General features: G+C 56.3%; 17 protein-coding genes, 3 tRNA genes and 1 pseudogene. 16 read left to right on the forward strand and 5 right to left on the reverse strand.

Translation table 11 applies throughout. From position 1 onward, the window contains the following. Positions 1 to 149 precede the first annotated feature (149 nt). The 6 genes from QN378_RS04890 to QN378_RS04915 all read left to right on the forward strand — a co-directional run bounded on the left by QN378_RS04890 (position 150) and on the right by QN378_RS04915 (position 2,782). Positions 150 to 225 (forward strand) — tRNA-Glu (locus tag QN378_RS04890). A 50-nt stretch (positions 226 to 275) separates the two neighbouring features. Continuing rightward, a tRNA-Ala gene (locus tag QN378_RS04895) sits at positions 276 to 351 on the forward strand. 79 nt (positions 352 to 430) lie between these two features. Beyond that, a tRNA-Glu gene (locus tag QN378_RS04900) sits at positions 431 to 506 on the forward strand. A 180-nt stretch (positions 507 to 686) separates the two neighbouring features. Then, entirely contained in the window at positions 687 to 1,226 is a 540-nt protein-coding gene (locus tag QN378_RS04905) for a TetR/AcrR family transcriptional regulator (RefSeq protein WP_322202929.1), read from the forward strand. A gap of 82 nt (positions 1,227 to 1,308) precedes the next feature. Then, positions 1,309 to 1,749 carry a thioesterase family protein gene (locus QN378_RS04910; protein WP_322202931.1) on the forward strand — a complete coding sequence of 147 codons (441 nt, stop codon included), beginning with the start codon at positions 1,309 to 1,311 and terminating at the stop codon, positions 1,747 to 1,749. Positions 1,750 to 1,822: 73 nt separating this feature from the next. After that, the gene (locus QN378_RS04915; RefSeq protein ID WP_323546455.1) at positions 1,823 to 2,782 is read left to right on the forward strand and encodes a tRNA dihydrouridine synthase; all 960 of its coding nucleotides are present in this window, start codon (positions 1,823 to 1,825) and stop codon (positions 2,780 to 2,782) included. Between the two features lie 21 nt (positions 2,783 to 2,803). On the opposite strand, the pseudogene QN378_RS04920 reads toward QN378_RS04915, so the two are convergent. Beyond that, positions 2,804 to 5,638 (reverse strand): annotated as a pseudogene (locus QN378_RS04920) (EAL domain-containing protein); the annotation flags it as partial. 37 nt (positions 5,639 to 5,675) lie between these two features. After that, positions 5,676 to 6,632 (reverse strand): LysR family transcriptional regulator, encoded by a 957-nt coding sequence (locus tag QN378_RS04925; protein ID WP_322202937.1) that lies wholly within the window; start codon positions 6,630 to 6,632, stop codon positions 5,676 to 5,678. Positions 6,633 to 6,795: 163 nt separating this feature from the next. Between QN378_RS04925 and leuC the strand changes: the two genes are divergently transcribed. The 4 genes from leuC to asd all read left to right on the forward strand — a co-directional run bounded on the left by leuC (position 6,796) and on the right by asd (position 11,267). Beyond that, positions 6,796 to 8,220, forward strand: coding sequence for a 3-isopropylmalate dehydratase large subunit (gene leuC, locus QN378_RS04930; protein WP_322202939.1), 1,425 nt, complete (start codon positions 6,796 to 6,798; stop codon positions 8,218 to 8,220). Between the two features lie 10 nt (positions 8,221 to 8,230). Then, positions 8,231 to 8,872: a 3-isopropylmalate dehydratase small subunit gene (leuD, locus tag QN378_RS04935; RefSeq protein ID WP_323546448.1), complete on the forward strand. Its 642-nt coding sequence runs from the start codon at positions 8,231 to 8,233 to the stop codon at positions 8,870 to 8,872. A 130-nt stretch (positions 8,873 to 9,002) separates the two neighbouring features. Continuing rightward, the gene (gene leuB, locus QN378_RS04940; RefSeq protein WP_322202943.1) at positions 9,003 to 10,085 is read left to right on the forward strand and encodes a 3-isopropylmalate dehydrogenase; all 1,083 of its coding nucleotides are present in this window, start codon (positions 9,003 to 9,005) and stop codon (positions 10,083 to 10,085) included. 69 nt (positions 10,086 to 10,154) lie between these two features. After that, a complete protein-coding gene (gene asd / locus QN378_RS04945; protein WP_322202945.1) occupies positions 10,155 to 11,267 on the forward strand; it encodes an aspartate-semialdehyde dehydrogenase in 1,113 nt (370 codons plus the stop codon). 48 nt (positions 11,268 to 11,315) lie between these two features. Here asd and QN378_RS04950 read toward each other — a convergent pair whose 3' ends face one another. Continuing rightward, positions 11,316 to 12,461 (reverse strand): acyltransferase, encoded by a 1,146-nt coding sequence (locus QN378_RS04950; RefSeq protein WP_322202947.1) that lies wholly within the window; start codon positions 12,459 to 12,461, stop codon positions 11,316 to 11,318. 186 nt (positions 12,462 to 12,647) lie between these two features. Here QN378_RS04950 and QN378_RS04955 point away from each other — a divergent pair, with 186 nt between their 5' ends. The 5 genes from QN378_RS04955 to QN378_RS04975 all read left to right on the forward strand — a co-directional run bounded on the left by QN378_RS04955 (position 12,648) and on the right by QN378_RS04975 (position 17,802). Continuing rightward, positions 12,648 to 13,649 carry a 2-dehydro-3-deoxygalactonokinase gene (locus QN378_RS04955; protein ID WP_322202949.1) on the forward strand — a complete coding sequence of 334 codons (1,002 nt, stop codon included), beginning with the start codon at positions 12,648 to 12,650 and terminating at the stop codon, positions 13,647 to 13,649. Position 13,650: 1 nt separating this feature from the next. Beyond that, positions 13,651 to 14,271, forward strand: a complete 621-nt coding sequence (locus tag QN378_RS04960) for a 2-dehydro-3-deoxy-6-phosphogalactonate aldolase (protein ID WP_322202951.1) — start codon at positions 13,651 to 13,653, stop codon at positions 14,269 to 14,271. A gap of 45 nt (positions 14,272 to 14,316) precedes the next feature. Beyond that, positions 14,317 to 15,465, forward strand: coding sequence for a galactonate dehydratase (gene dgoD / locus QN378_RS04965; protein WP_322202952.1), 1,149 nt, complete (start codon positions 14,317 to 14,319; stop codon positions 15,463 to 15,465). 144 nt (positions 15,466 to 15,609) lie between these two features. After that, positions 15,610 to 16,920, forward strand: a complete 1,311-nt coding sequence (locus QN378_RS04970) for an MFS transporter (protein WP_323546441.1) — start codon at positions 15,610 to 15,612, stop codon at positions 16,918 to 16,920. A 57-nt stretch (positions 16,921 to 16,977) separates the two neighbouring features. Then, on the forward strand, positions 16,978 to 17,802 hold the full coding sequence (locus QN378_RS04975; protein ID WP_322202954.1) for an IclR family transcriptional regulator: 825 nt from the start codon (positions 16,978 to 16,980) through the stop codon (positions 17,800 to 17,802). Here the strand turns inward: QN378_RS04975 and QN378_RS04980 are convergent, their stop codons facing one another. Then, positions 17,803 to 18,855: an NAD(P)-dependent alcohol dehydrogenase gene (locus QN378_RS04980; RefSeq protein WP_323546437.1), complete on the reverse strand. Its 1,053-nt coding sequence runs from the start codon at positions 18,853 to 18,855 to the stop codon at positions 17,803 to 17,805. 180 nt (positions 18,856 to 19,035) lie between these two features. Here QN378_RS04980 and QN378_RS04985 point away from each other — a divergent pair, with 180 nt between their 5' ends. After that, a complete protein-coding gene (locus QN378_RS04985; RefSeq protein ID WP_323546464.1) occupies positions 19,036 to 19,935 on the forward strand; it encodes an AraC family transcriptional regulator in 900 nt (299 codons plus the stop codon). 104 nt (positions 19,936 to 20,039) lie between these two features. Here QN378_RS04985 and QN378_RS04990 read toward each other — a convergent pair whose 3' ends face one another. Beyond that, the gene (locus QN378_RS04990) at positions 20,040 to 21,701 is read right to left on the reverse strand and encodes an electron transfer flavoprotein-ubiquinone oxidoreductase (RefSeq protein ID WP_322202956.1); all 1,662 of its coding nucleotides are present in this window, start codon (positions 21,699 to 21,701) and stop codon (positions 20,040 to 20,042) included. Between the last annotated feature and the right edge of the window lie 138 nt (positions 21,702 to 21,839).

Genomic DNA, 21,839 nt, shown 5'->3' on the forward strand with positions numbered 1-21,839 from the left:
TAGCTCAGCTGGGAGAGCGCTTGCATGGCATGCAAGAGGTCAACGGTTCGATCCCGTTTAGCTCCACCAATTTGTACAGTTCAAGGTCTGGCCACACCGACCTTGAATCGATCAAGACTCAGTCGTGATCATGGTGCATAGAAGGTTAAGTCCCCTTCGTCTAGTGGCCTAGGACACCGCCCTTTCACGGCGGTAACAGGGGTTCGAGTCCCCTAGGGGACGCCAGTTTCAAGAAGCAGCTGTGAAGAGCTGCTCCGCCGCAGGGCGATAAATTCGGGGCTATAGCTCAGCTGGGAGAGCGCTTGCATGGCATGCAAGAGGTCAACGGTTCGATCCCGTTTAGCTCCACCAATTTGTACGGTTCGAGGTTTGGCCACACAAACCTTGAATCGACCAGCCTCAGGCTGGTCATGTGTATAGAAGGTTTTGCGTCCCCTTCGTCTAGTGGCCTAGGACACCGCCCTTTCACGGCGGTAACAGGGGTTCGAGTCCCCTAGGGGACGCCACGATTTTCCCGTTCTACGGGACCAAGGGTCATTCAATTATTGAATGACCCTTTTGTTTTTGTGCCGCGTTTTTTCTTCCTGGCCATTCCCTCGTTTACCGGTGTCTGATCCGCAGAGAAAAAGTCGGATTGCTACTATTATTATGTAAATAATATTCTCTACGTAGTGTCAGGAGGCCGCGTGAACGATAAGAAAGCTCACACCCGAGACCGAATTCTTCAGGCTGCCAGTTCTGCCTTGATCACCCGCGGCACGATCGAACCTAGCGTCAGCGAAGTAATGGGGGCGGCCGGTCTGACCGTCGGTGGTTTCTATGCACACTTTGAAAGCAAAGACGCCATGATGCTAGAGGTCTTTAGCCAGCTTCTGTCGCGCCGCCGTGAAGCGCTAGACGCTATCAGTGGCGATTTGCCGGGCCAACAGCGCCGGGCATTACTGGCTGCGTTCTATCTGTCTCGCCAACACCGAGACGCTTGCGAGCAGGCGTGCCCATTACCCGCCACCGTGGGCGAGCTGATGCGGTTGCCGGACGGTTTCCGTGAGGCGCTGATCGAGCACGTGGAGCTCATGACCGCGCAATTGTCCTCCAGTCCTGAAGAAGCCAACATCGCGCTTGCTGACCTGGCGTTGATGCTCGGTGGCTTGGCGCTGGCGCGTGCGCTAGGCCCCGGCGACCTGTCGGATCGGGTGCTGCGCGCCGCTAAATCTGCCGTCCTCTGACGGTCCCGCGCCCATTGACCCGACCTTCCGTTACACTGCTCGCCAGTGACTTGCCGCCAATGGTAAGCAGGAAGGAGCGAGCATGAGTTGGGATCTGGTTACGCCATTCGTCATCGACTTGAGAGTGACGTCCGACGATATCGATGGGCTGGGCCACGCCAATAACGCGGTGTACGTCACTTGGCTTGAGCGTTGCGCGTGGCGGCATTCGCAGCAACTTGGGCTGGACCTGGCCGAATACCGGCGAATCGACCGTGCAATGGCCGTGGTCCGCCACGAAATCGATTACCTGGCCAGCGCCTATGAAGATGACGAACTGCAACTGGCGACCTGGATTGTCAGCTCAGACCAGCGTCTGAAAATGACCCGCCGATTTCAGCTCAAGCGTCCCAGCGATGGCGTGACCTTGCTGCGCGCTCAGACCACGTTTGTCTGCATTGAGTTGTCCACCGGCAAGCCCAAGCGCATGCCTGCGGAGTTCATTGAGGGGTACGGGCCGGCGCTGATAAACCCTCCCGCATAAAGTCGGCAGCGCATAAACGTTTCCAATCCGGGAGCTGCCCCGTAAACTGCCGGACTTTTTTCGAGTGTGACCCATGCAAATTGCTTTGGCGCCCATGGAGGGTTTGGTCGACGACATCCTGCGCGATGTGCTGACCCAGGTCGGCGGCATCGACTGGTGCGTGACTGAGTTCATCCGCGTGTCCGAACGCTTGATGCCCGCTCACTACTTCTACAAATACGCTTCTGAGCTGCACAAGGGCGCGAAAACCGACGCTGGCGTACCGTTACGCCTGCAATTGCTCGGTTCCGACCCGGTATGCCTAGCCGAAAATGCCGCCTTCGCCTGCGAGCTTGGTGCGCCTGTCATGGACCTGAACTTTGGTTGCCCAGCCAAAACCGTCAATCGCTCCCGTGGCGGCGCCATCCTGCTTAAAGAGCCGGAGTTGCTGCACCGGATTGTCGAGCATGTAAGGCGGGCGGTGCCTGCGCACATCCCGGTGACCGCCAAAATGCGCCTCGGTTACGAAAGCCCCGAGGGTGCGCTGGATTGCGCACGGGCGTTGGCCAACGGCGGTGCCGAGCAAATCGTGGTGCATGCCCGGACCAAGGTCGACGGCTATAAACCGCCTGCTCATTGGGAATGGATCGCCCGCATTCAGGACGTGGTTAAAGTGCCAGTGGTTGCCAATGGCGAAATCTGGACCGTGGACGACTGGCGGCGTTGCCGGGAAATCTGTGGTGCCCGAGACATCATGATCGGCCGCGGGCTGGTGGCGCGCCCTGACCTGGCGCGGCAGATCGCAGCTGCCGAAGCGGGTGAAGAGGTGGTCGAGATGACGTGGTCAGAACTGCTGCCCATCGTGCACGTGTTCTGGCTGCACGCGCTGGAGAAAATGACCCCCATTCAAGCCCCCGGTCGTTTGAAGCAATGGTTAGCCCTGTTGACCAAAAGCTATCCCGAAGCCACTGAACTGTTCAATACCCTGCGCCGCGAAACCGATTGCCAGCGTATTGGGCAATTGATTGGGTTCAAGCGCCGCGAAGCGGCTTGAGCGCGTATCCGTGATCCGCGATCAAAACCCTTGATCTCCACTCAGCAACCCGACCAGTCCCTCTAGCGGCAACGGCTCGCTAAACAAGTACCCTTGATACAAATGACAGCCCAGTTGTTCCAGAAACCGCAACTGCTCGGGTTTTTCCACGCCTTCGGCAATCACGACCAAGTTCAAACTTTGCGCCATGGCGACAATGGCACGGATGATTTCGGCGTCGTTGGGGTCGGTCGTGGAGTCACGGACGAAGGACTGGTCAATCTTCAGCGCGTCTACCGGCAACCGCTTGAGGTAAGTCAGGGACGAATACCCGGTCCCGAAGTCGTCCATGGCAAAGGTGACGCCCATTTTTTTCAGGCGGCGCATCTTGGCGATAGTGTCTTCCACATTCTGGATCACGATGCCTTCGGTTATTTCCAACTTCAGCAGTCGTGCAGAAAAGTTGTGGATTCGCAAGCTGCGTTCTACGCGTTCGACGAAGTCGCTTTGACGAAACTGCCGTGGGCTGATGTTGACGCACATGCTGAAATTCGAATCGATCAGCGCTTTGTGCAATAACTCGCCGCCCACTTTACAGGCTTCGTCAAGAATCCAGCTGCCCACTTCAAGGATCATCCCGCTGTCTTCCAGCACCCGAATAAATTGCGTTGGTGACATGGAGCCCATTTGCGGGTGATGCCAGCGCAGCAATGCCTCCGCGCCAACGATGCGGTTGTCCCTGGCATCTACCTGCGGTTGATAGTGCAAGCTGAACTCACCACGAGCCAATGCTAGACGCAGGTCGTTTTCCAGGCGTAAACGTTCGCTGGCGGCTTTTTGCATGGTGCTATGAAACAGTTGCGTCGTATTACGGCCCGAGTCTTTGGCCCGATAAAGCGCAATGTCTGCACGTTTGAGCAGGTCGGCCGGTGTCGAGCCATGATCTGGGATCAGCGCAACGCCGATGCTCGGTGTGACCTGCAGGCGCTGGCCGTCGAGGAACATCGGTTCGGCGAGCAATTGGCGCAATTTATCGGCCAGACCACGCACTTGATCTGTGACCTCGGCCCGGGAGCCTTTCAAGCCGCCCAGCAGCACCACGAACTCATCGCCACCCAGTCGCGCAACGGTATCTTCCATGCGCACACTGGCTTCCAGTCGTGCGGTGATGATTTTCAATACGCTATCGCCCACGGGATGACCGAGGGAGTCGTTAATGTGCTTGAAGTGATCAAGGTCAAGAAACAGCAAGGCGCCGCGCAGATTTTGACGTTTGAGCACTTCGATTTGTTCGCTCAGGCGCTCCATCAGCAGCGCCCGATTAGGCAGGTCGGTGAGGGGGTCGTGATAAGCCAAGTGCTCAATCTGTGCTTGAGCATTCTTCAATTGACTGACGTCGCGGGTGGTCATGAGCAGGCACGGGATTTCATTGAGCGTGATCGGTTCCACCGACACCTCAACCGTCAACACCTCTCCTTTTTTATTGCGGGCGAGCATCTCCCGGTGATGCACCCGGCCGTGCTCGCGCAGATCATTGATGATTAAGCTGCGTTGCGCCTGGTCAGCCCAGATGCCAATTTCAAAGGCGGTACGGCCCACGACATAGTTACAGTCGTAGCCGGTGAGCCGATAGAAACCGTCATTAACCTCAAGGTAGCGACCTGAATCGCGCTCGGTGATGGTGATGGCGTCGGGACTTGAGTGAAATGCTTTGGCAAATTTCTCTTCGCTGGCCTTGAGGGCTGCCTCAGCTCGTTGCTGTTGGGTGACATTGCGCAAGGTGGTGACGATGCATTGTTGTTGCTCGACTACGATCAAGCGGCTAGAGATGACGCAGGTCAGCAATTCACCGTCTTTGTTTTTTAGCAATACTTCGAAGTTATCCAGGCCCTTGTCGCGCTTGATTTGATTGTTACGGTCAACGCGCTTTGATGGGTCCGCCCAGAAATGGATGTCCTCTACGTTTCGGCCAATAACTTCATTTGCGGTCCAACCGAACGTTTGAGTGAAGCTGGGGTTGATCTCAATGAACTGACCGGTATCGAATTGGGTGACACACACCGGATCGGGGCTGGCTTGAAACAGGCTGGCGAATTTTTCTTCAGAACTGATCAAGCGCTGTTCGCGCTCAACCTGCTCGGTGATATCGAGCAAGATGCCCGCCATGCGCAAAGGTTCACCTTGGGCATCGCGATGCAAGCGGGCGCGGCTTTCTAGAAAACGTGAGGAGCCGTCCTCCAACTGAATGCGGTAAGTGACCTGATAGCTGCCCGCAGGACCTTCACGTAAGCTGCGATACGCCTGACGCATGTTGTCGCGGTCTTCACCGGGAATGCCGTCAAAAAATGAGTCGAATAGTTCATGAAAGGGTTCGGCCGGCATGCCGTGCAACTCTGCTGAACGAGCCGATCCATATAGCATGCCTGAGGGGATGTGCCAGTCCCAAGTTCCCAGTTGCGCAGAGTTCAACGCCAGGTCCAGGCGCTCCTGACTTTCCTTGAGTGCCTGTTCAGCGCGCTTGTGTTCGGTAGTGTCGAGAAAGGTACTGAGGACATAAGCACAACCGTCCAGGTCGATTTTCTGGACGCAAAGCATGCCGTCGTGCACGCAGCCGTCACGAGCGTTGAATTGAACCTCAAGGCTGACAGGTTTGGGCTCGCCTTCGATCATGCGCAATATCTGCAAACGCTGAGCAGGTTCGGTCCACAAACCGATGTCGACGGTGGTGCGGCCCAGAACAGACTTGATTGGCCATCCCAGCGAACTCTCGAAATAGCGATTGGCCTCGCAAATCAGGCCATCCTCCAAGCGCGTCAAAAGTACGACGTTGGGGCTGAGGTCGTATAGGGTCGCAAAGCGTCGTTCTGATCCGCTGAGCTCAGTCGATTGGCTGAGTGCAAGGAAGGGCAAGCTTTCAGCTGTCTTGGGCATCGTTCAACAAACCTTGAGGCGCTGCGAGCAAGTGGGCCCCTTCAGCCCGGTGGAGGCTGGCGGCAGGGGGAATGATTTGTGCGTCCAACAACGCCATGAATGCCCTGGCAGCGTTGGATAATGTTCGCTCGGTGTGCACGATATAGCCTAGCTGGCGCGTCAGTTGTATACCTGGTAAAGCAATACGCGCCACCTGATTGTCGAGCATGGTACGGGGCAGCACACTCCAGGCCAAACCGATGGAGACCATCATCTTGATGGTCTCCATATAGTTGGTGCTCATGGCAATATTCGGTTTCAATCCCTGAGCTTCGCACAACCGGCTGACAATGTGGTGGGTGAAGGTGTTTTCCCCCGGGAATACTGCCGGATAGCGCGCGACGTCGGTCAAACTGATAGGGCTATTGTTGACCAGCGGGTGCTCCGGGGCGGCCACGAAATCCAGTGGGTCATCCCAGACCAGTACAGCCTTTATCAACGCATGGGGCTGCGGCGCCAAGGTAATGACCGCCAGCTCAGCGCGGCCATGGAGGATTTCGTCATAGGCCACTTCCGAGTCGAGAAACTGGATGTCCAGCGCAACCTCGGGATAGCGGCGGGTGTATTCGCGCAATAGTGGCGGCAGACGGTGCAGTCCAATGTGGTGGCTGGTGGCTAATGTCAGGCGCCCGCTAACTTCACCGGTCAGGTTGGTCAACGCTCGGCGGGTATCGTCCAGCACGCTAAGAATTTGATAGGCCCTTGGCAGCAGCGCCCGGCCGGCCTCAGTCAAACTTACTTCCCGGCCTAATCGGTCGAACAGCCTGACGTTAAGTTGCTGCTCCAAGCCGGCAATGCGCTTGCTGATAGCGGGCTGGGTGAGGTGCAAGCGCTCGCCTGCCGAAGAGAAACCACCGGTCTCGGCAATCGCGATAAACGCATTAAGGTTGGCCAAATCCATGGATCTATTCCAGTAAGTTATCCAAAGCATAAAAAATATGAATTTGAGTTATTTAATCATACCTCATAGGATTCACCCCACAAGCCATAGGTCATTGTGTTGAGCGATTAAAAATCGGCGCGCGGTGATTGGCATAGATAGACCGCTGATGAGGAAACGTCTGATGGCCGGCAAAACGCTCTACGACAAGCTTTGGGAGTCGCACGTGGTTAAACAGCGCGATGATGGTTCCGCGCTGATTTATATCGACCGTCACATCATTCATGAGGTGACCTCGCCGCAAGCCTTTGAAGGGTTGCGACTGGCCAAGCGCGCACCTTGGCGGATCGACGCCAACATCGCCACCGTAGACCACAACGTGCCGACCACTCCGGACCGCTTGGGCGGGATCGAAGCCATCGTCGACCAAGTGTCGCGCCTGCAAGTCCAGACCCTGGATGACAACTGCGACGAATATGGCATTACCGAATTCAAGATGAATGATCCACGTCAGGGTATCGTTCATGTGATCGGTCCCGAGCAGGGTGCGACCTTGCCAGGCATGACCGTGGTCTGCGGCGATTCGCACACCTCCACGCACGGTGCGTTTGGAGCCTTGGCTCACGGTATTGGCACATCGGAGGTTGAGCACGTGCTCGCCACCCAATGCCTGGTCGCCAAGAAAATGAAAAATATGTTGGTCTCGGTCGAAGGCAAGCTGCCGTTTGGCGTCACGGCCAAAGACATCGTGCTGGCGATCATCGGCAAGATCGGCACCGCAGGCGGCAATGGCCATGCCATTGAATTTGCCGGTAGCGCCATCCGCGACTTGTCGGTTGAAGGCCGCATGACCATCTGCAACATGTCCATCGAAGCCGGCGCCCGGGTGGGCCTGGTCGCCGCCGATGAGAAAACGGTGGCTTACGTTAAAGGTCGTCCATTTGCCCCGAAAGGCGCGGAATGGGACATGGCGGTACATGCCTGGAAAGACTTGGTGTCCGACACGGATGCAACATTCGATACCGTGGTTAAACTTGACGCTACCCAGATCAAGCCACAAGTCAGCTGGGGCACATCCCCGGAAATGGTCTTGGCGGTGGATCAAAACGTGCCTGACCCGGCTCAAGAAGCTGATTTGGTCAAACGCGGCTCCATTGAGCGTGCTCTGAAATACATGGGTTTGAAAGCCAATCAGGCGATCACCGATATCCAATTGGATCGGGTGTTCATCGGTTCTTGCACCAACTCGCGAATCGAAGACTTGCGCGCGGCAGCCGACATCGCCAAGGGCAACAAAGTCGCCTCGACTATCAAGCAAGCGATCGTGGTGCCGGGTTCGGGTTTGGTCAAAGCGCAGGCTGAGAAAGAAGGGCTGGACAAGATCTTCATCGAAGCCGGTTTTGAGTGGCGTGAACCGGGCTGTTCCATGTGCCTGGCGATGAACCCGGACCGTTTGGAATCCGGCGAGCATTGCGCGTCCACCTCCAACCGTAACTTCGAAGGCCGTCAAGGCGCGGGCGGTCGTACTCACTTGGTCAGCCCGGCCATGGCGGCAGCGGCGGCTATTAACGGTCGATTTGTCGACGTTCGCAACTTGATCCAACACTGAGGAGCCCAGCATGAAAGCATTTACTCAGCACACCGGCCTTGTCGCTCCGCTGGATCGCGCCAACGTTGACACCGATCAGATCATTCCAAAGCAGTTTTTGAAGTCGATTAGGCGCACCGGTTTTGGCCCGAACCTGTTTGATGAATGGCGTTATCTGGACATCGGGCAGCCTTACCAAGACAACTCCAAGCGCCCGCTGAACAACGACTTCGTGCTCAACCACGAACGTTATCAAGGGGCGAGCGTATTGCTCGCCCGTGAAAATTTCGGCTGCGGCTCCAGCCGTGAGCACGCGCCGTGGGCGTTGGAAGAATATGGTTTTTGCAGCGTTATCGCGCCGAGCTATGCCGACATCTTCTTCAATAACAGCTTCAAGAATGGCTTGTTGCCCATCATCCTTAGCGATGCCGAAGTCGATGAGCTGTTCGAGCAAGTCGAAGCCAATCCGGGTTATCAGCTAAGCATTGATTTGGCAGCGCAGACGGTGACCCGTCCAGACGGTAAAGTGTTGCGCTTTGAAGTCGACGCGTTCCGCAAGCATTGCTTACTCAACGGTTTGGATGACATCGGCTTGACCTTGATGGACGCCGATGCGATTGCCAGTTTTGAAGGTAAGCACCGGGCTAGCCAGCCCTGGTTGTTTCGCGACTGAATTGACACATCCCCTGTAAGAGCTGCCGAAGGCTGCGATCCGGTTCACCTACCGCATTGCGGTCGATCGCTGCCTAAGGCAGCTTCTGCAGGAGGTCTGGTTCTATCTTATTTAAAGAATTGAGGAAACCATGAGCAAGCAGATTCTGATTCTTCCGGGTGATGGCATCGGTCCTGAAATAATGGCTGAAGCGGTCAAGGTGCTGGAACTGGCCAATGATAAATATCAGCTGGGATTTGAACTCAGTCACGATCTGATTGGTGGTTCGGCCATTGATAGGCATGGCGTGCCATTGGCTGATGAGACCCTGGCCCGTGCACAGGCGGCTGATGCCGTATTGCTTGGTGCTGTGGGTGGACCGAAATGGGACAAACTGGATCGTTCGATTCGCCCGGAAAAAGGCCTGTTGAAGATCCGGTCGGAACTGAAGCTGTTCGCTAACCTGCGTCCGGCCATTTTATACCCACAATTGGCTGATGCCTCGACCCTGAGGCCAGAAGTGGTGTCGGGGCTGAATATTCTCATCGTTCGCGAACTGACCGGTGGTATCTATTTCGGAGCCCCACGCGGCATCCGAACGCTCGATAATGGCGAGCGCGAAGGCTTCAACACGCTGCCATACAGCGAGAGCGAAATCCGTCGCATCGCCCGTGTCGGTTTTGACATGGCACGCTTGCGCAGTAAGAAACTGTGCTCGGTCGACAAAGCCAACGTACTTGAAGCCAGCCAGCTGTGGCGCGAAGTGGTCGAAGAGGTAGCGAAGGATTATCCGGACATAGAGTTAAGCCACATGTACGTCGATAACGCCGCCATGCAATTGGTCAAGGCGCCGAAACAGTTTGATGTGATCGTCACCGAAAATATGTTTGGCGATATCTTGTCCGATCAGGCGTCAATGCTAACAGGCTCGATCGGCATGCTGCCCTCGGCGTCGCTGGACATCAACAATAAGGGTATGTATGAGCCATGCCACGGTTCGGCGCCAGACATCGCCGGGCAGGGCATTGCCAATCCATTGGCAACGATTTTGTCGGTATCGATGATGTTGCGATATAGCTTTAATCTGATCGAGGTGGCCGATGCCATCGAAAAGGCAGTGAGTCTGGTTTTGGATCAAGGTTTGCGTACCGGTGACATCTGGTCTGTGGGCAACGCCAAAGTCCGAACAGAGGAAATGGGCGATGCAGTAGTCGCCGCGCTGTGGAATCTGTAATCTCTCGGGCCCGCTGCCTCCGAAGTCGTTAGAGGTAGCGCCCCACTTTTTGTTAAGGGTGTAGTTGCGATGAAACGTGTAGGTCTGATCGGTTGGCGCGGTATGGTCGGTTCCGTGCTCATGCAGCGGATGCTGGAAGAGCAGGATTTTGATCTCATCGAGCCAGTGTTCTTTTCCACGTCCAACGTGGGTGGCCAAGGCCCGGCTGTAGGTAAGGATACTGCACCGCTGAAAGATGCTTACAGCATCGACGAACTCAAAACCCTTGATGTGGTTCTGACCTGTCAGGGTGGCGACTACACCAATGAAGTATTCCCCAAGCTGCGTGAAGCGGGCTGGAAGGGTTACTGGATTGATGCCGCGTCGAGCCTGCGTATGCAGGATGACGCAGTGATTGTGCTGGACCCGGTCAACCGCCGGGTTATTGATCAGCAGCTGGATGCAGGCACCAAGAATTACATCGGCGGTAATTGCACTGTCAGCTTGATGCTCATGGGCTTGGGTGGTTTGTTCGAAGCCGGTCTGGTTGAGTGGATGAACGTCATGACTTATCAGGCGGCCTCTGGGGCTGGCGCGCAGAACATGCGTGAACTGATCAAGCAAATGGGTGCTGCCCACGCCTCGGTGGCGGAAGAGCTCGCGAATCCTGCCAGCGCAATCCTCGACATCGACCGCAAGGTGGCTGAAGCCATGCGCAGCGAAGGATTCCCCACGGAAAACTTCGGTGTACCCTTGGCAGGCAGCTTAATCCCTTGGATTGACAAGGAATTGCCAAACGGTCAGAGCCGCGAAGAATGGAAAGGCCAGGCTGAGACCAACAAGATTCTGGGTCGCTTCAAGAGCCCAATTCCGGTGGATGGTATCTGCGTGCGCATCGGCGCCATGCGCTGCCACAGCCAGGCGCTAACCATCAAGCTGAACAAAGACGTACCGATTGCCGACATCGAAGGTATGATCAGCCAGCACAATCCATGGGTGAAACTGGTGCCAAACCACCGGGAGGCCAGTATTCAAGACCTGAGCCCTACGGCGGTAACCGGCACCATGAGCATTCCAGTAGGGCGTTTGCGCAAGCTGAACATGGGCTCGCAATACTTGGGCGCGTTTACTGTTGGCGATCAGTTGCTATGGGGTGCAGCCGAACCGCTGCGTCGCATGCTGCGGATTTTGCTGGAGCGTTGATTCAGAAGATTGAGCATGCCTGAAACGTCCGCGGCGGGCTTCCTGAATTCATTCGGGAAGCCGTTGGGTCACGCTGCTGTCATCGCCACCCACGCCACGCCATCGTTGTCCCAGCGCTATACCGGGCAGTTCGATATACCGATGGGTCAAGGTTGATATTCCCAACACTGCAATCAGCTCAACGACGATCATTACGTTATCCAGCAAGGCACTGCCGGTGCTGACGTACCGTGTCGTGGCGCCCGGTAGCTCAACCATTAACGCCAATCCTGTGATTTTAGCGACCATCATCACAAAGACAGTGGTCACGAAAATCACTGCAGCGTGGGTCATGTAGATCGAAAACCAGCGCTCTCCAAGCCATACCAATAGACGCCCGCGCAGCAGTAACGATATCGCACCTGCCTCAAACGCAAAGACCCCGACCGCCACACAGAACAGTATCGCCAGCGCGGCGTCCTGTGGTGTTTCGCTGCGCGTCATGACGGCATAGATGAGCCCAAGAATCATCACTTCCGACACGCTACCCGATAACAGACCCTGGCGCAGATGGCGCCAGTGCATGTAGATCCGATAAACGATCCCGCCCGCGAAGAAACAACCCACACCGCGTAACACGTTGTCCGCCAGCGGCGTATTGCCCAGATACAGGGCCGCTAAGGCCAACGCAGACAGCGCGCCAAAGGCCATGGTCGATCGTTGCCGCAGTATCAGCGCGGTCACGCCAAACAACAGATAAACGTAATACTCGACGCTGACTATCCATGAGGGATAGTTGAACGACAAGGCGTTGAACCCCGACCACCACGCTTGAATCAGCAGCAGGTTCGGCACTATCTCGCCCACGGACCGGTCCCCTGTAAAACTAAGGTTATTCAGGGTAATACCCCGGCGCTCAAGGATCAGTTTGAGGCATTCGAAACCGACAAAGACCAACAGCATAAACAGGTGGAGCGGATACACACGGCAGGTACGCGAAATCATGAACTGACGCAATTGCGGCGTCGAACCCAACGAATGGGCATAGCGCTGGTACAAGACAAAACCGCTCAACGCGAAAAAGAATTCGACGAGGTAATTGGCATGCTTGAAAAACGATTCTTCAGTGATGCTTTGCAACACATGTGAATGGTGAACAACCACGGCTAACGCAAACAGGCCACGAAGACTGTTCAATGCTTGAAATCGCTTCATTGCGCTCATCCCTGGAAGTAGCCTGACCGTTTAAGTAATGCCAGAGTAGAACAACTATCATCTTTACGTTTTTATCCCTATATATGGGATATGAATTTACATATTGAGATCGATGTTGATTCGGGCTTATAGTCAACCTCGCCACAAGAATGACTACTTCATATCCGAACAATAAAAGGTGAAGCGATGCTGGCGCAATTAATCGCGCTCGACTGGGGAACGACTTCCCTTCGTGCTTATAGACTTGGCGAATACGGCCAAGTTCTAGACCAGCGCTCTCTGAGCGCAGGCATTATGCAGTTGCCCACCACACCAAGATTGATCGCTGGCGTGATCTGTACCAATGGATTTGAATTAGCGTTCGACGAGGCATGTGGCGACTGGCTCGACGCACAGCCGGGGATTCCGGTTATTGCCTGCGGCATGGTCGGTAGTGCTCAAGGTTGGCGCGAAGCGGTGTACCGCGAAACGCCAGCGGATCTCGCTGCCCTAAGCGCTGCACTGCAAACAGTGCGCAGCGTGCGCGGAGTTGACGTCCACATTGTCCCTGGCGTGTTGCAACGGTCGACGTTGCCCAACGTGATGCGCGGCGAAGAAACTCAAGTCCTAGGCGTTCTCGCCAGCTTGACCGCTGGCACCCCAGAGCATTCCTGGTTGATCGGCTTACCAGGCAGCCATTCCAAATGGGTTCAGGTGGCTGACGGTTGTATCGTGCACTTCGATACATTCATGACCGGTGAGGTATATGCCGCGCTCAGCGCCCACACCATCCTCGGTCGTACTATGCGTATCAGTGAAATTTTCGACGAGGCCGCATTTGATCGAGGCGTTGCGGTTGCGTTGTCAAAAGATGGCGCCGCTGGACCGCTGTCGACCATATTCAGTTGCCGAACCTTGGGGTTAACCGGTGAACTAAGTGCCGACGCTCAGCCGGACTACCTGTCCGGGCTGTTGATTGGTCATGAACTGGTCGCGCTGGCCGCCTTAAAGCAGCAACGCCAAGCTCCAGATAAACGTCTTCCCCCCATCATCCTGATCGGCAATGCCCAGCTCTGCGTGCGTTACTCTCGTGCGCTGGCTGCCTGCGGTTTCGCTCAGGTGACCTTGGCCGAACAGGCCACCGAACGCGGTTTGTGGCAGTTGGCGGTGCAGGCCAACTTGCTCAAATCCACTCTTGCAGAGGTCTGACATGCTTAAACAAGCATTGGTTAAAAACGGCTTGATCGCCATTCTTCGTGGCCTGCGCCCGGAAGAAGCAGCGGCCATTGGTGACGTCTTGTACAAGGCCGGTTTTCGGGTCATCGAAGTGCCGCTCAACTCGCCGGAACCCTACGACAGCATCCGTATATTGCGTCAATCGCTGCCTGCTGATTGCCTGATCGGCGCAGGCACGGTGTTAACCCCTGAACAAGTAGGCTTAGTCAAAGAGGCGGGCGGGCAGGTTATCGTTATGCCCCACAGCGACGCCAAGGTGCTACGTGCCGCCAAAGCTGCAGGATTGTTCCTTTCGCCGGGCGTTGCGACTCCGACAGAAGCATTTGCGGCGCTGGCTGAAGGCGCGGATGTGCTGAAACTGTTCCCGGCTGAACAAATGGGCCCGGCGGTAGTGAAGGCGTTCCTCGCGGTACTGCCCAAGGGCACCGCGTTGATTCCGGTGGGTGGCATCACGCCGGACAACATGCAGGTGTTCATCGACGCCGGTGTGTCGGGGTTTGGTCTAGGTTCCGGGTTGTTCAAACCGGGCATGAGCGCTGCTGACGTCGCTGAGCGGGCCAAGACATACGTGTCCGCCTGGAACCAATTGCATTGATCTGATCGACGCCCCGAGCGTCGAATTGAATAAGAGAGCGCACCCATGAAAATCATCAAACTCACGACGTTCATCGTCCCGCCGCGCTGGCTGTTTCTCAAGATAGAAACCGATGAAGGCGTCACTGGCTGGGGCGAGCCGGTAGTCGAAGGTCGCGCGCACACGGTGGCCGCAGCGGTAGAAGAATTGTCTGATTACTTGATTGGCAAAGACCCACGCAATATCGAAGATATCTGGACCGTGTTATATCGCGGTGGCTTCTACCGTGGCGGCGCGATCCACATGAGTGCGCTGGCCGGCATCGATCAGGCATTGTGGGACATCAAGGGCAAGGCGTTGGGTGTCTCGGTCAGTGATCTACTGGGTGGTCAGGTGCGGGACAAGATCCGCGTGTATTCATGGATCGGCGGCGATCGACCTGCAGAAACCGCGAAGGCGGCCAAAGATGCGGTGGAGCGCGGTTTTACTGCGGTGAAGATGAACGGCACCGAAGAGCTGCAATTTCTCGATTCCTTTGAAAAAGTTGAGCTGGCGCTGGCCAATGTCGCCGCTGTGCGTGATGCCGTAGGGCCTAACGTCGGCATCGGCGTTGACTTTCATGGCCGGGTGCACAAACCCATGGCCAAAGTGCTGATGAAGGAACTGGATCAGTTCAAGCTGATGTTCATCGAAGAGCCGGTGCTCAGCGAGAACTACGAAGCGCTCAAGGAACTGGCGCCGTTGACCAGCACGCCGATTGCCTTGGGTGAACGGTTGTTCTCGCGCTGGGATTTCAAGCGGATCTTGAGTGAGGGCTACGTCGACATCATTCAGCCGGATGCTTCCCACGCGGGCGGTATTACGGAAACCCGCAAAATTGCCAACATGGCCGAAGCTTACGACGTTGCGCTGGCGTTGCATTGTCCGTTGGGTCCGATTGCACTGGCAGCGTGTTTACAGCTGGATGCGGTCTGCTACAACGCATTCATCCAAGAGCAGAGCCTGGGCATCCACTACAACGAAAGCAACGACCTGCTGGATTACATCAAGAACCCGGAAGTCTTCGATTACGACAAAGGCATGGTGAAGATCCCTAACGGACCGGGCCTGGGCATCGAAATCAACGAGGAATACGTCATAGAGCGCGCAGCCATCGGCCACCGCTGGCGCAACCCGATCTGGCGCCACGCCGATGGCAGTTTTGCTGAGTGGTAGACCGTAAAACTGACTAGATAGTGTGGGAGCAGGCTTGCCTGCGAAGGCGGTTTGTCTGACACACCGCATTCTGCCATTCGCAGGCAAGCCTACTCCCGCAGGTTCTACAGCGCCCTCAAATAACCATAAAAAGAGGCACTCGCCATGCAACCTCAAGCCATCGCGGCCAAGACGTCGCTTGTAACGCCCAGCCGTAAGCGTTTCTTCATCATGGTGCTGCTGTTCATCACCGTGGTGATCAATTATCTCGACCGCAGCAATCTGTCGATTGCCGCTCCGGCCTTGACCACTGAGTTGGGCATCGATCCGATTCACGTCGGCCTGATTTTCTCCGCTTTCGGTTGGACCTACGCCGCCATGCAACTCCCCGGCGGCTGGTTGGTTGACCGCGTGCCGCCGCGAATCCTCTACACCGTCGCGCTGGTGTTGTGGTCACTGGCCACGATCTTGCTGGGATTCGCCGCCAGCTTTATCGCACTGTTCTTCCTGCGTCTGGCAGTGGGAGCGATGGAAGCACCGGCCTATCCGATCAACAGCCGGGTCGTTACCACTTGGTTTCCAGAGCGTGAACGGGCAACTGCTATCGGCTTTTATACATCCGGTCAATTCGTTGGCCTGGCCTTTCTGACCCCAGTGTTAGCGTGGCTACAAGCGCAATTCGGCTGGCACATGGTGTTCATCAGCACCGGTGTGGCCGGTATGATTTGGGCGTTGATCTGGTTTGCGGTGTATCGCGAACCGAGAGATTTCAAGGGCATCAATGAAGCGGAAATCGAGCTGATTCGCGACGGTGGCGGGTTGGTAGATATCCAGGCCACCACCGAGAAAGAGAAGCGTCGTTTCAGTTGGTTGGACTTGGGGATCGTACTGAGCAAACGCAAACTTTGGGGTATTTACCTCGGCCAGTTTTGCTTGAACTCCACGTTGTGGTTTTTTCTGACGTGGTTTCCGACTTATCTGGTGAAATACCGTGGCATGGACTTTATCAAGTCCGGGCTGCTGGCATCGCTGCCATTTCTCGCTGCGTTCGTAGGGGTGTTGTGCTCGGGATTCTTTTCCGATTGGCTAATTCGGCGGGGCACCAGTGTTGGGTTTGCCCGCAAGTTGCCGATTATCGGCGGGTTGCTGATTTCCACTTCGATCATTGGCGCTAACTACGTTGAATCGACACCGGTGGTGATTGCCTTTCTCGCTTTGGCGTTCTTCGGTAACGGCTTGGCGTCTATCACGTGGTCATTGGTGTCCACCTTGGCCCCGGCGCGGTTGCTGGGTCTGACTGGTGGTACGTTCAACTTCATAGGTAATCTGGCGGCCATCACCACGCCGATTGTGATCGGCTTTTTAGCAACCGGTGATTCCTTCGCGCCGGCCATTACCTACGTGGCTGCGTTGGCGTTGGTCGGTGCGCTGTCTTACATTTTGCTGGTGGGCAAGGTCGAACGCATTGAGTTGTAACCGCTGCAAGCGGGCGGCGATAATGTTGCCCGCTTTTTGAATGGATAAGGCGCTGATATGCAGCACGAATCAATCGTCTTGGCGAACAACGGCGCGGTCAAGGACAAGGACGCAGCACCCACCGGCACGCAAACCTTGTTGCGAGGCCTTGGCGTGGTCCAAGCGGTCGCCAATGGTGCCCGCGACCTCAAAGAGATTGCGCGCATTATCGGTACCACGCGCAGCACGACTCACCGTCTGGCCAGTTGCCTGGTAGACGAACGCTATCTGCGCGTGATGCCGCACGTGGGTTATTTGTTGGGACCGAAGCTGATCGAACTGGGTTTTCAGGCTCGCGAAGAGGTGCCGCTGGCAGTACTGGCGCGCCCGTATTTGGATGAGCTGTCTTCGTTGACCGGCGACACCGTTCATCTGGCAGTTCGCGAAAGCGATGACGTGCTATACCTGCACAAAAATCCCGGCCGTAATGGCCCGGAAATGCGTTCGCGTGTAGGCCACCGCATGCCGTTGGCGCGCACTGGAATTGGTAAGGCATTGATGATTGATTGCGGGCCGGAAGAATGGCTGCGTTTATACCGAATCAGTCTGCCAACCGATGGTAGAACCACGACATGGCCGCAGCACCAGGAGCCATCTTGGGAGCAGTTTCAGCAGCGGATGCAGGAGTATGTCGCGGGGGGCTATGCGTTTGATCTGGAAGACAACGAACCGTCGATTCGCTGTGTGGCTGCGCCAGTGCGTGATGCCAGCAACTTGATTGTTGCCGGCATCAGCATCGCCAGTACCTTGCCCTATATGCCCTTGGAGAAAATGGCCGAGTTGATTCCGCTGATCAAAAACACCGCAGCGCGACTCTCGGCCGAGTTAGGGGCAAGGCCCTGATCAGGCTTTCAACGTTTTCATGTCGATCACGAAGCGATATTTCACGTCGCCTTTGACGACACGCTCAAAGGCTTCATTGATATTTTTGATGTCGAGCATTTCGATGTCGCAGGTGATGCCGTGCTCAGCACAGAAATCCAGCACTTCCTGAGTTTCCGCTAAGCCGCCGATCATTGAGCCCGCGATGATGCGACGCTTGGCCACAAGGTTGAAGCCGTGCACAGGCGGATCAATCGGTTCGATCAAGCCGACCAGGATATGCACGCCGTCGAAACGCAGGGTTTGCAGGTACGGGTTGAGGTCGTGTTTCACCGGAATGGTGTCCAGCAAGAAGTTGAAACGCCCAGCGGCGTCTTTCATCTGGCCCTCGTTGGTGGAGACAATCACGTGATCCGCGCCCTGACGACGGCCTTCTTCGGCCTTGGCTTCCGAGCGGGTGAACAGGGTGACTTCAGCGCCCATGGCTTTGGCGAACTTAATGCCCATGTGGCCCAGACCGCCCATGCCGAGTACGCCGACCTTGTCGCCAGGCTTGACGCCAAAATGCTTCAGCGGCGAATAGGTCGTGATGCCGGCACACAGAATCGGTGCGGCGCTGGCCAGGTCCAGTTTTTCTGGGATACGCACCACGAAACGCTCACTGACTACCATGGCGTTTGAATAGCCACCCATGGTCAGGGTGCCATCGACGCGGTCGCGAGAGGCGTAAGTTTGAGTTGGGCCTTCGAGGCAATATTGCTCGAGATTAGCCTCACAGGCTTCGCACGTACGGCACGAGTCGACCAGGCAACCCACGCCAACGATGTCGCCGACTTTGTATTTGGTGACGTCTGTGCCGACAGAGGTGACTTTGCCGACAATTTCATGGCCGGGCATCAATGGGTAGCTGGCGAAGCCCCACTCGTTGCGTGCCTGGTGAATGTCGGAGTGGCACACGCCGCAGAACAGGACCTCAAGGGCCACATCATCGGCGCGTGGAGCGCGGCGTTCGAACGTCATGGGGGCTAGGGGTGCGGTCGCTGATTGAGCGGCGTAACCAATGGCTTTGAACATGTTGAACCTCGCAAAAGCGTTAACTGGAATGACACAGACCATTCTCCCCGTGCGTCGTTTTATCGGCTATGGCAATTCCTCCGCCTGTTATGCTTATTCCTCCGACATAACCTGTAATGGGTCGAATCCCGGGTTAGATCTGCGATGATGCAACCATCCACTCTTTATGAAGCATCGGCCATGTTATTGACGCGTCACCTCGAAGCTAACGCCACGCTGGTTTCCCTGCTACAGCCGCTCGCCCTGCGTACCGGCTTGGTATCGACGTTATTGCCTGAGGTAAACGTCTGGTCTGCAGACCGAAATGTCGCACGCTGCCCGCAGATCTATGAGCCTAGTCTGGTCATCATCGCCCAAGGCAGCAAAATCGCGTATTTGGGTGATCGAACCCTGGAATATGGTGCTGGCCATTACTTGATTCAGGCGTTGCCGGTGCCCTTCGAGTATGAAACCTACGCCTCGCCGGAGGCGCCTTTGCTGGGCGTCTCCATCGACATCGATCGGATAGTGCTGGGCGAGTTGGTATTGGCCATGGGGTTGATGCCGGGTTCTAGCGCTCAAGTACAAACCCCGGAGTCCATGACGTCGGTGGCGCTGGATACGGAAATGCGCGAGAGCGTTGAACGGTTATTGCGCTGTCTGCATGACCCATTGGAATGCCGGATCATGGGCCGCGCGCGGCTGCGGGAAGTGTTGTATGCCGCGTTGCGTGGGCCGCAAGCGGGCGTGTTGCGCGCCTTGGTCGAGCAACACGGGCAATTTGCCCGGGTGGCGGCTTCGTTGACTCACCTGCACACGCACTTTGCTGAGCCGCTCAGCGTTGACACCTTGGCCCGCTGCGCGAACATGAGCGCCTCGACCTTTCATGAGCATTTCAAACGCAGCACGTTGCTGTCGCCGGTTCAGTATTTGAAACGTTTGCGGCTGCTAAAGGCGCAACAGATTTTGGTCGCCGAAGGCCTTGGAGTGGCGCAAGTGGCGATGCGGGTCGGCTATCAAAGCACCTCGCAATTCAGCCGCGAATATAAGCGCTACTTTGAGCGAAACCCTGGGGAGGAGGGGGTTGGCGTGCGGTTTTAAGGTCTAAAACACACACCGTCTGTAGGCGCCAACGTGTGGGCGAAGCAATTTGATGTACAGCACATCAGGACGCCTCGCCAACCAGTTGGCTTCTACCGTTGGGCTTACATATTCGGGTAAGTCGGGCCGCCGCTGCCTTCTGGCGCCACCCAGGTGATGTTCTGCGACGGGTCTTTGATGTCGCAGGTTTTACAGTGGACGCAGTTTTGCGCGTTGATCTGGAAGCGCTTCTCACCGTCTTCCTTGGTGATCACTTCGTACACGCCAGCCGGGCAGTAACGCTGCGCCGGTTCGTCATACAACGGCAGGTTGATGCTGATCGGAATGCTTGGGTCGGTCAGCTTCAGGTGGCACGGCTGCTCTTCTTCATGGTTGGTGCTGGAGAGGAAGACCGAGCTGAGCTTGTCGAAACTGAGTTTGCCGTCCGGTTTCGGGTAGGCAATCTTCGTCGAGTCGGCCGCCAGCTTCATGCACGCGTAGTCCGGCTGAGTGTCGTGCAGGGTGAACGGGATCTTGCCGCCAAACAGGTTCTGATCGACGAAGTTGAATGCGCCGCCCATGATCGGGCCGAACTTGTGCAGCGCCGGGCCGAAGTTGCGGCTGGCGAACAATTCCTCGTACAACCAACTGGCTTTGAACGCATCAACGTAGGTGGTCAGTTCATCGCCGCCTTCATTGCCAGCGAACAGCGCGTCAGCCACGGCGTCCGCTGCGAGCATGCCGGACTTCATGGCGGTGTGGCTGCCTTTGATTTTGGCGAAGTTCAGGGTGCCCAGTTCGCAACCGATCAGCGCGCCGCCGGGGAAAACCATCTTCGGCAGGGAATTCAGGCCGCCTTTGCAGATAGCCCGCGCGCCGTAACTGATGCGCTTGCCGCCTTCCAGGTATTGGCTGATGACCGGGTGGTGCTTGAGGCGCTGAAATTCGTCGAACGGCGACAAGAAGGCGTTGCTGTACGACAGATCAACGATCAATCCGACAACCACCTGATTGTTTTCCAGGTGATAAAGGAAAGAACCACCGGTGTTCTCGCTGCTCATCACGTCCAGCGGCCAGCCGGCAGTGTGAACCACCAGACCTTGTTCGTGCTTGGCTGGATCGACTTCCCAAATCTCTTTCAGGCCAATGCCGTAATGCTGGGTGTCGGCTTCGACGTCCAGGTTGAAGCGTTTGAGCAATTGTTTGCCAATGTGCCCACGGCAGCCTTCGGCGAACAGCGTGTATTTGCCGCGCAGCTCCATGCCGGGGGTGAAACTGTCTTTCGGGTGGCCTTGACGGTCGACGCCCAAATCGCCGGTAAGAATCCCGGTGACTGCGCCTTTGTCGTCGATCAGTGCTTCCTGGGCAGCAAAGCCAGGGTAGATTTCCACCCCGAGGTTTTCGGCCTGCTGAGCCAGCCAGCGGCACAGGTTACCCAGCGAGATAATGTAATTGCCTTCGTTGTGCATGGTTTTAGGCACAAGGAAGTTAGGCACTTTAGTGGCGGTGTCAGCGGTTCTAAGGACGAAAATATCGTCACGCTTGACCGGCGTATGCAGCGGGGCGCCCAGTTCTTTCCAGTTCGGAAACAGTTCGTTGAGCGCACGGGGCTCGAACACTGCGCCTGAGAGAATGTGAGCGCCCACTTCGGAGCCTTTTTCAACCACGCAGACGCTGATCTCCTTTCCGGCTTCGGTAGCCTTTTGTTTCAGGCGGCAAGCGGCGGAAAGGCCCGCGGGGCCGGCACCGACGATGACGACGTCGAATTCCATGTATTCGCGTTCCACAGGCTATCTCCTACTCAGGGCTCAACAGTATTTTTTATAAGTAATAAATGAAGTGCCGCGCACCTAACATTCTTACCGTCGCGCACGGTCAAAGGGGCGCATTATATCTACACCAACGCGCAGGTCCAATACAAACGT

Source organism: Pseudomonas sp. 10S5, from assembly GCF_035019745.1.
Classification (GTDB): domain Bacteria; phylum Pseudomonadota; class Gammaproteobacteria; order Pseudomonadales; family Pseudomonadaceae; genus Aquipseudomonas.